We start from the raw sequence: 15,841 nt of genomic DNA on the forward strand, positions 1-15,841 counted from the left end.
GAACCCGTCCATCGGCATCTGCGCAACCTGATAGATCGAGCGACCGTTCACCAGCGCCGTGGCGTTGTAGAGGATGCCGTCGATGTCCATGGCGTGGTCGGGCGATACGAACAGATCGCGGGACGGGACGTTCGGGGCGATGGAGCCTGCGGTGAAGCAGATTGGGTTCGCCTTGGCCGGTGTCGCGGTTTTCGTGTCGATCGGCTGGATGCCGAGCCAGCGCACGGTGGTGGTGCCGCCATCTGCGGTCAGGATTTTGTCGCCCGGCTGCAGCGTTTCGACGGCCACACGGCCTGTCGGTGTGGCGATGCCGGTGCCTGCGAGGTAGCAGGTGATGGAGGCGGTGAGGCTGGCAACTGAGATGATCCCGCCGGCGGATGTCATAGAAAACTGGATCTGACTGAAGTTTTCTGTTGTGGCGAAGCTGAGTGGCGCGCTGGCACTGCCCGAGGTGACAGCGAATGTCTGGTTCAATGCCGTATTGGTTTCATGCACAAAGACAACGTTCCAGGCGCCCGTCAAGGTATTGCCCAGTTGCAGAGTAATATTTCCGCCAGACGCCCCGAAGTTTGTGTCAGGCGCGTTTCCGGCGCCGACATCCAGTACATAGGTCCCGCCGGTGGTGAAGTCAGAGATCGAAATCTGGCCTCCTGCTAAACCGTCATTTGCGATAATTTGTGCACCGCCGGCATTGCCGACTGTGCTGAGCGTGAATGGAATGCCGTCGTCTGTGAAATTGATTGCGACGGTTGAACCGCTGTCGGTTGCGCCATTGTCGTCAAACTCGAATGTGGGCATCGTTTGTTCCCCGAAGTTAAAATTTCTTTAAAAAACTTGTACGGTAAGCGGGTTGGTCTGCCAACGAAAAAACGGCAAAAACCCGTTTGAGCTGTAAGGTTCGCCAAAAATTGCCAAATTGTCCGCGCTGTGCCACGTCTTTGGTCTCGTAAACTGCAACAACACACGTCGGGTGCCATGGTGAAATTGACCGCTGAATTGCTTGAACCTCATGTCGGGGAAACCGTTCACGTACAGCTTGACGCTGGACAGCAGATCGCGATGACCCTCACCAAGGTCGATCCGATGGGGCAGGGGGCGGATGACGGCAGTGGCGGTGTGATGCACACTGCTTTTACCTTGGACCTGACCGGCCCGCCAGACCGGGTGATCGAGGCGTTGACCTATCCAATCACGTTGCCGGGACAAGACGCCATGCATTTGTTCATCAGCGCCCATGGCCAGGATGAGGCCGGAACCTATTACAACATCGGGTTCAGCTAGGGCGCGGGCAAGATCATCTTGAGGTAGGGGTCCGCGTCGGCAAACGGTTTGAACCCCAGCCTTTGATAAAGCCGTTGCGCGCTGCTGCCCTTGAAGACTTGCAGGGTGATTTCATGGCCTTGCTCTTGCGCGTGGGCGCAAACGGCCTTCAACACGGATGTGCCGATGCCCCTTGCCTGGTGATCCGGGACAATCGCGAAGTCGATGAGGTGTATGCCTGCCGCCGTTCGCTTGGCGGACAGACGGCCCACGGACATTTTTCCTTTCAACAGAAGATGATCCACTGCGTCTGGATGTGCTGCCGCATGGCCTTGGGTCTGCGCCTGGTATTGCATGTCGAGCATTTGCGTCAGTTGCGCGTCGGACAGGGGGACGGCAGCGAATGACGGGCGCTGAACGGCCATGAAAAGCGTCCGCAAGAAGTCAGCGTCTTGCGGTGCTGCGGGTCGCACTGTGAGATCGTTTATCGTCATGTCCCACATGGGGGGCACCATGTTCGGGAAGGTCACGGGCACCCGGGTTGATCAGGGTGCCCGCCGGTCCTTTAGTTCAGGACCATTTCAATATCGTAGCCGCCTTGTTGGCGTGGCAGTGGTTTCAGAAACGCCACCGACGTGCCGATGCGCGGATGCGAAACGGTATGCACGCCGTCTCCGGACTGTGCCAGCAGGTGCGCCTCCGGGCCTTCAAACAACGCTGAAACGCTGACGCGGCGGGGCAAGTGCGCCGGACGGTCGGGATCTGCGCTGGGAGATTGGACATCCACCAGTTTCAGAACCACATGCCCGTGCTCTTTTGTTTTGACGCGGAACCGCTGCCCGACAAAGGGTTGAAGCTCATCTGCCGTGGCTGTGGACCACCGCGCAGGTGCCACCGCACCTTGCGTGCCAACGGCCGTTTCGGACGCCCCGCTTGTTGCGGCGATGGCCCCAGCAGGCAAGGTAAAGCTGCCCGCCAACATGGCCTTTGCCGCCAGAAAAGTCCGTCGTGTCCATCCGAATGAGTGTGTCATGTCACTCTCCTTTTTGCGGGCTTCAATCAGCTGCGCGACGGGTAAATGCCTATCAGAGCGATGATGAAGTACATGGCAAGGAATGGCTGTATGTTGGTGTGGGACTGGCTGCCCCCAGCATTGCCCGCCGTTGTCGTCACTTGGAGCATGGCAGGGTCCATTGCCACATCGTCAGCTGGTGTGTTCGGACGGAAGATGTTTGATCCCGCGGCCAGCATATTGCCGGTAGGGTCATCCGCGCTTCCGTTGCGGCTTTCGGCAATCATCTGGCCGGTTGATGTCATGGCGTGCGTGTGGGACGGCATTTGTTGCTGTGTCAGCGTCACATTTTCGACACCACCGCGCTGACCCCAGTTGTACTGTGAGAGGCCCGGGCCATGACCAACGTGCACAGGCACACGGCTGCGCAAATCGGGTAACGCAAAGGTTGTACGTCCATCCCCACCATAGGTGGTGCCAATGAGCGAAAACAGCGCGGTGTTTTGACTGATCGGTAAAAGCTGCCCGTCGCAAAATGCCCAGCCCCGCGGCGCAAAGCTGCCGGCAAAGATCTTAATTTCTGCAATAAATGGTTCTGACATGAAAACGTTCCCCGTAAAAATTTCTGTCTGATATCGGAACGCTAGCGATCTGAACGATCATATGTAAAGGATTATCCCGGGGGAAGAACGGGGACGTATGCGCCAATGAACTTACAATTGAATGCAACACCCTGGGTTGCAAAACGGAATGGTCAGGATTGATCTCCCTTGTTTTATTACGTTCTAGCCATGCGGGTACTGCGTAGATGACAACACCCACATCTCCCAGCACTTTGATGGCGCAGTTGCGACAGCTGCATGATGCCGGTGATCATATTGCGGCTGCGGAGATGCTGGAACGCATCCTGACGCTGCATCCCGCGCTGATGCCGGCGCATCGGTGGCGAATCGATCAGTTGTTGAACACAGGCGAGACGGATCGGGCCGTGGACCTTGCGCGCGATGTGTCCCGCCAGTTTCCACAGCTGCGCACCATGGCCACAACCAAGCAGGCAACGGGGCTGGTCCGATTGGGCCGGGTCGAGAATGCGCTGGCGCTTTTGGACAGGTTGCATGAAGACGGTCAGCAAGATCGCCCCGCGTCCATCCTGTTTGCCAATCTGCTGCTGCGCACTGGCGCGCTTGAACGCGCCGCCACTTTGTTCGAAGGCATCCGCGCCGACATTCCCGATCACACCATCGCCGTGCGTGGCCTGATCGACATCGCGATCAAAAAGGGCAGGGGGGCGGATGGGCTGGACTTGTGCGATGCAGCCGCCGCGCTGGACTGCCTTGCCCATGCGTCGATCGAGACGCGCCGCGCCCAATGCCTTGATCTGATGGGCCAGAGCGAGGCCGCGATTTCCGTCCTGTCCGACCTTGTCGGCAGGGAGGATGCAACGGCCCAGAACCATCTGACCCTTGCGCGTCTGCACCGCAAAGTTGGGGACCTCGTGGCGGCCAGCAAAATGTTTGGCGCGATATTGGCCAACACGCCCGACCATGCGGCCGCGGTTCAAGAGCAGGTAGCCCTGCTGCAACAGATGGGGGCGTACGAAGATGCGCTGTCTGTATGTGATCGCGCCATTGCCCATTCCGACCCGGTGCCGGAGGTGTTTCACATCCGTCGCGCGCAAACCCTTTTGGCTGCGGGCCGCGCGGCGGACGCCGCCCATGGCCTGAACACTGTCTGTGCAGAGGGGGACCCGTCGGGCGCATTGCTGCTGGAGTTGGGAAAGGCGCAGGCGCAGGCGGGCGCATTTCAAGACGCGGATGCCGCATTTGCCGGCAGTGCCGCGCATCCTGCCACACGGTTGCGGGCGATATTGGGCAGGGCGAAGATTGCGCAGCAACGGGATGATCCCGAGGGCGCGATAGCGCTGCTGCAGTCCGAGATGGCTGCGCAGGAGGTGTCTGACCCGACCCTCACCCTGGCCCTGTGCGAGGCCCTGATCCGGGCGGGCCGTGCAGGCGAGATCAGGGATCTGCTTCAACAATTGGCTGACAAGCCTGACGCGCTGAGCGACGGTCAGATGGAACATGTCCTGACATTGGCGGAACGGCAGACCCTGCCGGACATCTCAAGCACGCTGATCGATGCGATGATGGATCGCGAGCGTCTGTCGCTGGTGTTTGCGCGGCGGTTGCTGAGGCTTGCCCACATCACTGCCGACACGAAGATGTTGAGAAAGGTCGCCGACGCCCTGTGCGCCAAGCTGCCGCCGGTCCATCAGGCGGAGTTCCGGGTTGATGTCGCATCTTTTGCCGATGGACCCGAAGCGGCCCTTGCCCTTGCCCGCAAGGTCAGCGCGGACAGCCAGTCGCCCCGCCTTGCGATGCTTGTTGGGCGGCATCTTGCGGACACGGGCAGCACACAGCTTGCCATGCGCTACCTGCGCCGTGCCGCGCGCCGATGGCCGGAACACCGCGCCTTGAACGGTTTTTTTGTGCATGTCTGCGGCATGGCCCGCGATTTTGCTGCGGGGCACGCGCATCTGGATGCAATGGTGGCTGCCAACCCCCGCATTGATGTGGAGCGTGAACGGTTGCTGTTGATGCACAGCGAACGGTGCAACCAACCCTTGCTTGATCGTGCGATCCGCAGGCAAGACGCCGGATTGCCGGGTCTGCATCCGCGGCATTTTCTGGATGTGTGCCTGGCCTGTGGTGATCTGGATCGCGCGTTGGCCACACGCCAGCACATTCGCACCGACCCGCAAAGCACCAACCGGGTGGCGGCGCATTTCGCCACTGGATTGCACGGCCGCATGCTGGCCGATTTGCAGGTCTTTCGCACATTGGAGGCCAAGGCAAAGGGGCAGGGGACCCGGCAAGAAGAGATCGAGGGGCGCCTTGCTGCGCAGTACTATTATCCCGCAAAATGCATTGTGGACCGTTGGGACGCGGAGACCGATCAAAACGTTCCGCTGCGCCAAACTCCGATCCCCAAGCGCATCTTTCAGTATTGGGACACCGAAGCGGTCCCGGATGATGTCGCAGCGCTGATTGCGGACTGGGCGGCGGTGCCGGATTTCGAACATGTCCTGTTGAACCGGCAGCGCGCCGTCAACTTTTTGCGCCGTCAGTTTGGCGCCCGTGCTGTTACCGCCTTCAATCGGGCGCGCCATGTGGCCGAGGAAAGTGACCTGATCCGGTTGTGTGTGCTTTACAAGTTCGGTGGCATCTACAGCGATGCCGATGATCGGGCCGTGGGGGATATCGGCGCGTTGGCGTCTCTTGGGTCCGGCCTTGTGGTCACGCGTGAGCCGATCGGGGCCATTGCGAACAACACGATGATCACGCCACCCGGTAACCCTATTGTGCAGATTGCCCTGAACATGACGCTCAAGGCCTTGCTGGCCCGGGACGCAGATGCCGCGTGGTTCAAGACCGGGCCAGGCATGTTGACCTGTGCTGCGGCCCAGTATCTGCGGGACGCGCCACCTGAGGAAGCGCGTGAAACGCTGACAATACTGCGTGGCGACACCCTGCGCACATTCATCGAACCGCACATTCCGTTGCCCTACAAGAAGACCGTGAGGTACTGGAATGCGCAGGTAAAGGACGTCAGTCAGAAGGTGTTGGCCGGGTTGAGCAGGCTGGCGAATGACAAGGTGTGATCGCCGCTGTCCCGGTGGCTAAACGTTGTAGTAATCCCTGTACCACGCCACGAAGCGCGCGATGCCCTCGGCGACGGGTGTTTGCGGCGTGTAGCCCGTCAGCGTCTTGATCAGTGTCGCATCCGCCCATGTGGCGGGCACGTCGCCGGGCTGCATGTCCATGAAGTTCTTTTGCGCTTCTTGTCCCAGCGCCGTTTCGATTGCGGCGATGAAGTCCATCAGCGCCACGGGTTCCGAATTGCCGATGTTGACGATCCGGTAGGGAGCCACCGGGCTGAGGCTGTCACCCGGCGCGATGTCTTCCGGGGTGGCGGGGCGTTGAGGTGCCGCGCCGATCAGGCCGACGATGGCCGCCACAAGGTCATCAATGTAGGTGAAATCCCGCTGCATGTTGCCGTGGTTGTAGATGTCGATTGGCTCACCCTGCAGGATCGCGCGGGTAAACTTGAAATGCGCCATGTCGGGTCGGCCCCAAGGCCCGTACACCGTGAAGAACCGGAACATCGTGATCGGCAGATCGTAGAGATGGGCATAGGAATGGGCCATCGCTTCGGTCGCCTTCTTGGTGGCGGCGTAGAACGACATGGGCAGGTCGGCCTTGTGCGTCTCTGCATAGGGCATTTCGGCATTGGCGCCGTAAACGGACGAGGTTGAGGCCAGCAGAAGGTGCGCGCAGGGGGTGGCGCGCACCGCTTCCAGCAGGTTGAAGGTGCCGATCAGGTTTGCATCCACGTAAGACCGCGGATGATCGATGGAATACCTAACGCCCGCTTGCGCGGCCAGGTGCACAATCACGTCGGGCGTGTCCTGTGCCACGAGGTCCATCAGAACCCCGTCCGTTTCGAGCCGCTCATTGACAGCGCGAAAGCCCGGGTGTTGCAGCAGCATCTGCTGTCGGCGCTGTTTCAGCGTCACATCGTAGTAGTCAGTCAGGGCGTCAAAGCCGATGACCTCGAACCCGTCCTCAAGCAGACGACGGGCCAGAAAGTACCCGATGAACCCGGCCGATCCGGTGATCAGCGCCTTTGGCATCAGTCAGCCTGCCAGGCGGACCGGCCCACGCTGTCATAGGCGGTAAAGCCGGCGCGTTTAGCGTCTGTGGCTGAGTAGACGTTGCGTAGGTCGGCCATGTGCGGCGTGGTCATGCGGCGGGCCAGCTTTTTGAGGTCCAGCGCACGGAATTCGTTCCATTCTGTCAGAATGACCAGCAGGTCCGCATTCTGTGCGGCCTTGTAGGCGTCCTCGGCCCAGTGCACGCCGGGCAACAGCGCTTCGCCCTCGTGACGCCCTTGCGGGTCGGTCACACGCACCTTGGCCCCGGCCCCGATCAGCGCAGGGACGATGGTGAGCGACGGCGCGTCGCGCATGTCGTCGGTGTTGGGTTTGAAGGTCACGCCCAGCACGGCGACGGTCTTGCCCGCCAGCTTGTCGTCACACAGGTCAAAGATCTTGTCGAGCATGCGGCGCTTGGTCTCTTCGTTGACCTTGATGACCGTTTCGGTGATCTGCATGGGCACCGCGTTGTCCTGCCCGATCCGTGCAAGCGCCTTGGTGTCTTTGGGAAAGCACGATCCGCCATAGCCCGGCCCGGCATGCAGGAACTTGTTGCCGATGCGACCGTCGAGGCCCATGCCCTTGCTGACCTGTTTGATATCCGCACCGGTGCGTTCGCAAAGGGCGGCGATTTCGTTGATGAAGGTGATCTTGGTCGCCAGAAACGCGTTGGCGGCGTATTTGATCATCTCTGCGCTTTCCAGGTCGGTCGTCACGATGGGGAAATCGCGCAGGAACAGCGGGCGATAGATTTCGGCCATGACATCGGCCGCGCGTTCGGATTGAACGCCGACAACGACGCGGTCGGGCTTCATGAAATCGTCGATGGCTGCCCCTTCGCGCAGAAATTCGGGATTGCTGGCCACGTCGAATTCAAGGTCGGGGTTGGCCTTGCGCACGGCCTGCTTGATCATCCGATTGGTGCCGACCGGCACGGTCGATTTGGTCACGATCACAACATAGTCGCTGGCAAGGCTCGCGATCTCTTCTGCGGCTGCCATGACATAGCTGAGGTCCGCGTGACCGTCACCGCGCCGTGTGGGTGTGCCGACGGCAATAAAGATCGCCTTGGCGCCGTTGATGGCCCCGGCAAGGTCTTCGGTAAAGGACAGGCGGCCCGCTTCCACGTTTTTGATCATCAGGGCATCAAGGCCGGGTTCGTAGATCGGAACGATCCCTGCATTCAACTTTTCGATCTTTGATGGGTCCTTGTCGACACAGACCACATCATGGCCGAAATCGGAAAAACACACCCCAGAAACCAGGCCAACATACCCTGTCCCGATCACCGCGATTTTCATGGTTCTGCTCCTTAGCCCAACTCTGCCGCATATGCGGCGTCACCTGAGGGCCACTGTCTTGATGAAGAACCGGCGCAACGCAACCCCCAGAGTTTCTGGTCAGATGAAATCGAGATCGTTGTGCAGAACATTCAGGTCTGTCACGCCTGTAAGGGTCAATATATGACCATTTCCAAAGTCCAACCGGATGCCACTTTCCGTCATTTCGGCATAGGCGGATAATTGCAACAGGCTGCGCGCTCCACCACCCCAGAGCGCGGAATCCAGCACCAGCGTATCGATATTGTCCTGAAAGTCGCCGACCGTATCCGAACCGCTGGAAAAGACGAACGTGTCCGTACCGATACCACCGAGCAGCAGATCATCACCTAGCCCACCGTCCAGCGTGTCCGGACCTGCATTGCCGAGAAGCGTGTCGTTGCCGTCCTCGCCAAACAACTGGTCCTGACCGTTGTTGCCGTTCAGTCGGTCGTTGCCTGTGCCGCCATACAGGGTGTCATGGTTGATGCCCCCGTTCAGAGTGTCATCGTCGTGTCCACCGAAAAGCAGGTCAAACCCGGCATTGCCATCCAGCACGTCATTGCCCGCATCGCCCCGCAATTCGTCCGGGCCCGCGGCGCCCGAGATCACGTCGTTGCCATTGCCACCTGTCAAAAAGTCGTTGGCCAGCCCGCCCGACAGCGTGTCGTCTCCGTTATTGCCGTAAAGGGTGTCTGCGCCGTTGTTGCCGACCAGCAGGTCATTGCCCCCACCTCCGCCAATGACGTCAAACCCGTCATTGCCCCAGATGCTGTCATCGCCATCCTGACCATTGAGGGTGTCAAAGCCGATCCCGCCGGTGATCAGATCAGCATCCCCAAAACCCGAAATCAGATCGTTGCCCGCGTTGCCTGACAAAGTGTCCCGACCAGCCCCGCCTTCGATCATGTCGTCTCCGCCCGCGCCCGAGATGCTGTCGTCACCGTCATCACCCAGCAGGGTGTCAAAACCCGTGCCTCCGGTCAGGATGTCGTTGCCGTCTCCGCCCTGCAAGCTGTCATTGCCCGCGTTGCCCGCAATGGTGTCATTGCCGGAATCCCCTGAAAGGGTATCTGCCCCGCCCATCCCAGACAGGTTATCGGCATCGCTGAGGCCGCGGATGGTGTCGTTGCCTGCACTGCCGCTCAGCGTGTCCCGCCCATTGGTGCCTCTTAGGTCAAGCGGGGCGCTGGGATCGGGATCCGGGTCGGGTTCCACTGACGGTGGCAACCAGTTGGGCAGAAACCGGGATTGGCCCAGGATATCCAGTGCAAGAATGTCTTCCGCCTCAATCCGTGCACCGCTTGCGGACAGGATCACCAGCTCTTCCATACCAAAAAGAATAATGATGCCGTTGTTCAGGGTCTGAAACGACAATTGGCCCGTGCCACGCAGGAAGGCCCAGTCTGACAGGTCCAACCGATCCTCGGTTATGTCGAAATCATGGATCGTATCGAGCGCGTCATCACCTGACATGATGAATACGTCTGCGCCTGCACCGCCCCACAACTCATCTGACCCGTCCCCGTCCAGCAGCACGTCATTGCCTGCCGCGCCGTGCAAACTGTCATTGCCGCCGCCGCCCATGATTAGATCGGCGCCGCCGTTTCCGGTCAGGTTGTTGGCTGCATCATTGCCTTGCAGGGGGCTGTTCATGGTGCTGATGTCTATGGTGAACACCGACAACCCGGCCTCTGTTGCGGAACCGACCGTCAGGTGCAGGACACCGTTCACCACCGTCAGGTTCAGCGCTGATACGGCATCGAGCGTGGTCGTCACTGCATCTGCGAGGCTGCCCATCAGACGCAATCGGCCGTCCGACATCATTTCGAACAGGCTGACGCCGTCATCATCGCCAGCGACAGCAACATAACCGCGATCATTGTGTGTGACCGTTGCAATCTCGTGTACGCCGCCAAAGCGGGTATCGCGTGTGTCCATGACGTGGTCGGTCAGTTGCAAACTGCCATCATCCGCCACCAATGCGACGGTCAGCGTGCCGGTGACGGAGGCTGCCAGAATGGCAAAGGCTTGTCCGCCAATCTCGATCACCTCGACCGTTGTTGCCCCGCCAATGCCGACCCCTTCGGCAGCGCTGATCCGGTCCACTTCCTGCGGGACGCCGGAGCCGCTAAGGCGGTAGCTGATCAGGGCGTTTTCGCTGCCGGAGGCTGCCAGCACAAATGTGTGCCCGCCTGATTGGACTTGCGTGATGCCGGTCAGACCGACGCGCCCCATGTCGCCTGACCCGCCGTCCCGAACGGCCGTTACGGTCCCATTCTCGGCAACGCGCCACACACCGATGTCGTCACTGCCCCGATCGATCGAGTAGAGGTAAGTCTGGCCGTTGACCACTGCGCTGGTGCTGTCCAGAAGAGTCGCCGGCATGTAGGCCCCGGTCACTGCTGCGGGCTGAGACAGAGCGCCCTGTGCATTCATGTCGATGCGGTAAAGGCCTGTGTTGTTGACCCCGGTCACAAGCAGATCGTGTCCCCCGGCGCCGTCATCGACCAACGACAGGGTGTTGGTGGTGCCTGGAACGGGCTCCGCCGGGCAAGGTCTGGGTGTCGAACTGGCTGAGCGTGCCGTTCCCGTTGATCCGATAGGCAACCACGTCACCGCCGCCAAGGCGTGACACAGTATACAGGACGGACCCTTGATCAGTTTCGGCCACGATCATGTCCGTGATCCCGGTCAGGAACATATTTTCCTGATCCGCAATCGTTGCCACATGCTCAAACGCAACAAGCGTCATTACTATAACCCACCAACTACACTGGCAATGTGATGGCAGAGGCAGTTGCTGGGGTGTGGTTGGCTTTGTGTCGATAGTGTGGACTTTCCCAAAAATCGAGCCGTTGCCGGAAATTAATAGTTTGATAATAAAGGAGGAATTTTCATGTCATAAGTGCTGGTTGAGCCCAGCATAAAGAGCTTTCCAAGCTGGCACGCCTGAATGGATGCACCACAAAGCCACATCTGCCACCGGGCGGCTTTGTGGTTTTTAGTGTATTGCGCGCCTGCATCACTTGTCTTGCTTAGGCGCATCAGAATAGGGTTGCCGCGGCTCAATTTGGGGAGCGCGTGCGTGATGTCAGTGGTATTTATTGTTGGAAAGCCGCCCCATTCTGGCGCCTCACGCTTGGCTTGGCGCTGATTGGGAGCGTGACCATGCAAGGAGCATCAGGTTCGCACGCCCGCCAACCAGTTCGCGAGGTCTTGTTCGTTGACTGCCCGTCCGCGCCGCGCGTTCTGTGTCAGGCCCTTGTTCAATCGCTAGCGACCCATGCAACGGGTCATATCATCCGCTTGGATCCGTCACCCGCAGGGCAGGACGTCAAGCGCGTGACGCTCCATATTGATCCCGACCAAGACAAGTTGTCGGCCTATCTGTCATGGCAGGCTCCGAATGGTGTATCAGCCCGTGGCCCCGTTCATCGTCACGATGGCCAAGATGTGACAAAATCACCTGTCGCGGCACGTCAATTTACTGATGTACTTGTCTCAAAATCGCCCAAGTTGCACTTTATTTTAGCTGTAACCGAATAGTCCCAGTTCATTAGGAACGCTTTACTCTTATGTGTACGATTTGCTTTGCCACCCAAACTTTCGACCCGATGCGTCATGTTGGACGGGGCGAATGACCCATTGTCTGCGGCCTTTTTCGAGACTGCAGATGCAGCTGAAAATACCTCGACCAGCTACTCGATGGGTGTTGGGGACACGTTTTCTGGTTCGCTGGATAGCCTCACGGACGAGGATTGGGTTGCCATCAGCCTGACCGCAGGTGAGACAGTCACGATCACCATGACCGGTGGTACATTGGACGATCCTTTCATGAGGTTGCGCGACAGCAGCGGCAACGTATTGGAAGAGAACGACGATCTGAGTGGCACGGATCTGGCGATCACCTTCACGGCGTCGTCGTCTGGCACCTATTATATAGAGGCGGACTCCTACTCCGGCGATTACGGGCAGAGCCGTACTGGAACGTATACGCTGGAAGCCAATGCATTTACCGCGCCGCCTGTCGGGACACTGGACGAATTGGCCCTGTACCTGACCGAAGGATACTGGGGTGGCCAGGAGCGCGTCTTCAATACCAGTCAGTCCAATGTGATCACCGTCAACCTTTCGGGCCTGACCGCAGACGGCCAACAACTGGCCCGTTGGGCGATGGAAGCCTGGGAAATGGTCGCAGACCTCGACTTCCAGGAAGTCTCGCTTGGCAGCGAGATGATCACCTTTGATGACAATGAATCCGGTGCCTTTGCCTATTCGCCAAATGGCGGATCAAGCTCTGGTGTTGAACTGAATGTCGGGACGGGTTGGCTGAACAGCTATGGCACCAGCGTCGACAGCTATTCTTTCCAGACCTATGTGCACGAAATCGGCCACGCCATCGGCCTGGGCCACCAGGGTGGCTACAATGGCAGTGCGACCTACCCGTTCAGCGCAACCTTTGCCAATGACAGCTGGCAGATGTCGGTGATGTCGTATTTCAGCCAATCCGAAAACACGACCACTGACGCGAGCTATGCAACCACGGCCACAACGATGATTGCCGACATCATCGCGATCCAGAACCTGTATGGGGCTGCAGAAGGTGGGGTCACCGCAGGTAACACCACCTATGGGCTGAACAGCAATCTTGGGAACTATGTCGACGACTTGTTCAGCGCATTGGCGTCCGGCACCACAAACAGCATCTACAGCGGCAGCCTGATTGCTGCGACCATCTTTGACGAAGACGGGATCGATACGCTCGATTTCTCTTTCACTGATCTTGGGGACCGCATCGATCTGAACGACGCGACCTTCTCGGATGTGGCCGGGGGCATTGGAAACATCGGCATTGCGCGCGGCACGGTGATCGAGAACGTGATCACCGGCAACGGCAATGATGAGATCACGACCAACGACGCCGACAATGATGTGCAGACGGCGGGCGGCAATGACACGGTCTTTGCCTCCGATGGCGATGATACACTGAACGGCGGGTCCGGCACGGACACATTGATCTTTGGCTTCGCCTTTTCCAGCATCACCAGCGGGTCCGTCACGGCCAGTTTGGCCAGCCTCTTTGGCGGTTTCGGCAGCGTTCTTGCAACCGCATTCGAAACATTTCAGTTCTCGGACGTCACCTATACGCTGGCGCAGTTGGATGCCAACCTGCCGAGTGATCCCGGAACGCCCGGTGACATGATTGACGGCACCACGGAAGATGATCCGGCGCTCAGCGGTACGTTGGGCAATGATACGATCTCTGGATTTGCCGGCAATGACAGCATCGACAGTGGTGCCGGCAACGACAGCATCAATGCTGGTACAGGCTTCGATACTGTCGATGGCGGTGCAGACAATGACACCATCGCTGGGGGAGACGGTTTCGACGACCTGAGCGGCGGTGAAGGCAACGACGTGATCAGCGGCAACAATGGCAATGACCTGTTGAGCGGGGGCGATGACAACGACGACCTCAATGGCGGGCTTGGCGCCGATACCCTGAACGGAGACGCTGGCGACGATACCCTCACGGGCTTGTCCGGTGCGGATGAGCTGAATGGCGGCGCTGGCAACGACGTGTTGAACGGCAACAACGGGTTCGACTTGCTGAATGGCAACGAAAACGACGATGTGTTGAACGGTGGTTTGGCCAATGACACGCTGAACGGCGGGTCCGGGGCCGACACGTTGAATGGCAACTCAGGCGCGGACGAACTGAACGGTGGCACCGGCAATGATTTGCTGAACGGCAACGCCGGTTTTGATGTCCTGAACGGGGGTGGCAACAATGACACCCTGAATGGCGGCAACAACCACGACACCCTGGACGGAGGGTCGGGCAATGACCGGCTCAATGGTGGCAACGGGCGAGACGACCTGTTCGGTGGTGCAGACGACGACGTATTGCGTGGAAATGCAGGTGCCGACACCCTGCATGGCGGTGATGGCGACGATTTCCTGAATGGTGGCCTTGCGAACGACACGTTCATCTTCTCGGGTGGCAACGACACGATCCAGGACTTCCAGAACAACATCGACGCGCTGATTATTGATCAGACCCTGTTCGGTGGCACCAACCCTGCCGACGTCAACTTGAGCGATTTCACTTCGGTTGTGGGGGGCAATCTGGTGCTGACATTCGATGACTTCACCAGCTTGGAGATCATCGGCTACACGGATATTGCCCGCATTGAAGATGATACGACATTGAGCATCGTCTAAAAACCAGCGCTGCGCTTTGCGTCGAGCAGCGCAGCGCCGGATGTGCTTAGAATATCTTCCACCCGCTGAACGTGGTGTGACTTTGGAAAAACGTCAGGTTATCGTTTGCGTTGCCGCTACGGCAGGTCACCGTGTCGCCTGTCGACAGTTCCATCACCGCTGTGAAGGACAAGGGCATCTCGCCCAAAAGGACCTGCATTTGTGCGCTTTGCGTAGTGCCGTTCAGGGAAAAGGCGATACGACCATCGGTTGATGCGTTGAGGAAGCCGTTGATCAAGAAGCAGTACAACCCATCAGTTGGCGCCGTGAACGTCCCCGTGGTGGGGTCGTACACGCCCCCATTCTGCGCGATCATCACACCAAGGACGAGATCGGTATGTGGCGTGTCAATCGTCAGCCATGGACCACTCCCCCGCGCGACAAAGTAGGGTTGGCGCAATGTGCTGACGACGCCAGAGGCAGCGTCGACACGCATTGCTTCGTTCCAGGTCGCGCCGTCGTCACTGACTTTGATTGAAAAGTCGTCATTGCCCGCCAGCCCCATCTCCGCTCGGCCTGAGAACCCGTTTTGGAACATCAGGCTGGCCGTGTCGGCGGTGTCGGCCTTGTTGATCTTCAACTGATGATCGCTGCCTGCGTGGTTCAGCAAAACAGCATCCGAAGATACAGACAGGCGGTTGAAAACATCGGCGTTGGCGTTGACCCCTAGGCTGTCCACGGTGTCCAGATCGCGGCCCTGCCAGTCGGTGCCGTCAAAGACAACAGTGGTTCCTTCGCCCACGACATAAGCTTGCCAACCCGCCTGCGGGGCCAGAAACGTCCAATTCAGTCCATCGTAGATGGCGATTGCATCGCTTTGTCCGACCCATTCCGCTTGCCCCGGGGATGCCACAAGGTAACGATCGCCCGCTGCCGCCCCTGCAGGGGGCAATGTCAGGTCCCGGGCGAGAACTGACAATTGCACCAGCGCGTCCAACACACGCAGGGCTTCATTATGGGTGACGTGTTTCTGGGCTTGGGATGGTTGGATGTAGGGCAATCCAAGGATCAGGGAAGTGTCGGTCATGGTCAGGGCTCCGTGGCAACGCGTCAGACGACGGCAATAGCTAGGAGCAGGAGGTTACGACGCCCTTAGCTGACCGTGCGGTGAGTTGGCCCATGCGCAACAATACGCCTCAGTGACGGCCATAAAAATAGGATGATCGAGCGCCGAATGCCGCAGTCCACCCGGTCTGCCGCCCGAAGGATGGACAGGGCACAGGGCGCTTGTTAAGCACCGAGTCATGTTAGGTGCAATGTTTGAACTAG

Annotated in this window: 12 protein-coding genes; 3 read left to right on the forward strand and 9 right to left on the reverse strand. The window is 59.2% G+C overall.

Annotation, left to right across the window (positions count from 1 at the left end; genetic code table 11):
• Window positions 1-798 (reverse strand): Hint domain-containing protein (locus ACZ1HN_RS24010; RefSeq protein ID WP_472729456.1); only part of this gene is annotated, 798 nt, incomplete at its 3' end.
• A gap of 177 nt (window positions 799-975) precedes the next feature.
• Here ACZ1HN_RS24010 and ACZ1HN_RS24015 point away from each other — a divergent pair.
• Window positions 976-1,281, forward strand: coding sequence for a DUF6916 family protein (locus ACZ1HN_RS24015; protein ID WP_472729457.1), 306 nt, complete (start codon window positions 976-978; stop codon window positions 1,279-1,281).
• On the opposite strand, the gene ACZ1HN_RS24020 is transcribed toward ACZ1HN_RS24015, so the two are convergent.
• The 3 genes from ACZ1HN_RS24020 to ACZ1HN_RS24030 form a co-directional block, all read right to left on the reverse strand.
• Window positions 1,278-1,763 (reverse strand): GNAT family N-acetyltransferase, encoded by a 486-nt coding sequence (locus tag ACZ1HN_RS24020; RefSeq protein ID WP_472729458.1) that lies wholly within the window; start codon window positions 1,761-1,763, stop codon window positions 1,278-1,280. The two genes, ACZ1HN_RS24015 and ACZ1HN_RS24020, sit on opposite strands and share 4 nt — an antisense overlap.
• 62 nt (window positions 1,764-1,825) lie before the next feature.
• Window positions 1,826-2,293, reverse strand: a complete 468-nt coding sequence (locus ACZ1HN_RS24025; RefSeq protein ID WP_472729459.1) for a DUF6916 family protein — start codon at window positions 2,291-2,293, stop codon at window positions 1,826-1,828.
• A gap of 26 nt (window positions 2,294-2,319) precedes the next feature.
• Window positions 2,320-2,874, reverse strand: a complete 555-nt coding sequence (locus tag ACZ1HN_RS24030; RefSeq protein WP_472729460.1) for a phage tail protein — start codon at window positions 2,872-2,874, stop codon at window positions 2,320-2,322.
• A 206-nt stretch (window positions 2,875-3,080) separates the two neighbouring features.
• Between ACZ1HN_RS24030 and ACZ1HN_RS24035 the strand changes: the two genes are divergently transcribed.
• Entirely contained in the window at window positions 3,081-5,933 is a 2,853-nt protein-coding gene (locus ACZ1HN_RS24035) for a tetratricopeptide repeat protein (RefSeq protein ID WP_472729461.1), read from the forward strand.
• Between the two features lie 18 nt (window positions 5,934-5,951).
• On the opposite strand, the gene ACZ1HN_RS24040 is transcribed toward ACZ1HN_RS24035, so the two are convergent.
• From ACZ1HN_RS24040 to ACZ1HN_RS24055, 4 genes are all read right to left on the reverse strand, one after another.
• Complete coding sequence (locus ACZ1HN_RS24040; protein ID WP_472729462.1) at window positions 5,952-6,965, reverse strand: GDP-mannose 4,6-dehydratase; 1,014 nt, start codon at window positions 6,963-6,965, stop codon at window positions 5,952-5,954.
• On the reverse strand, window positions 6,965-8,287 hold the full coding sequence (locus tag ACZ1HN_RS24045; protein WP_472729463.1) for a UDP-glucose dehydrogenase family protein: 1,323 nt from the start codon (window positions 8,285-8,287) through the stop codon (window positions 6,965-6,967). The genes ACZ1HN_RS24040 and ACZ1HN_RS24045 overlap by 1 nt, the downstream gene beginning before the upstream one ends.
• A 99-nt stretch (window positions 8,288-8,386) precedes the next feature.
• The gene (locus tag ACZ1HN_RS24050; protein ID WP_472729464.1) at window positions 8,387-10,783 is read right to left on the reverse strand and encodes a calcium-binding protein; all 2,397 of its coding nucleotides are present in this window, start codon (window positions 10,781-10,783) and stop codon (window positions 8,387-8,389) included.
• 25 nt (window positions 10,784-10,808) lie between these two features.
• Window positions 10,809-11,060: a hypothetical protein gene (locus tag ACZ1HN_RS24055; protein WP_472729465.1), complete on the reverse strand. Its 252-nt coding sequence runs from the start codon at window positions 11,058-11,060 to the stop codon at window positions 10,809-10,811.
• Window positions 11,061-11,929: 869 nt separating this feature from the next.
• On the opposite strand from ACZ1HN_RS24055, the gene ACZ1HN_RS24060 reads away from it, so the two are divergent.
• Window positions 11,930-14,533, forward strand: a complete 2,604-nt coding sequence (locus tag ACZ1HN_RS24060; protein ID WP_472729466.1) for a M10 family metallopeptidase C-terminal domain-containing protein — start codon at window positions 11,930-11,932, stop codon at window positions 14,531-14,533.
• 46 nt (window positions 14,534-14,579) lie between these two features.
• Here ACZ1HN_RS24060 and ACZ1HN_RS24065 read toward each other — a convergent pair whose 3' ends face one another.
• The gene (locus ACZ1HN_RS24065; protein WP_472729467.1) at window positions 14,580-15,599 is read right to left on the reverse strand and encodes a DUF2793 domain-containing protein; all 1,020 of its coding nucleotides are present in this window, start codon (window positions 15,597-15,599) and stop codon (window positions 14,580-14,582) included.
• Window positions 15,600-15,841: the final 242 nt, after the last annotated feature.

This window comes from Tateyamaria sp. GN1-10 (genome assembly GCF_055693845.1).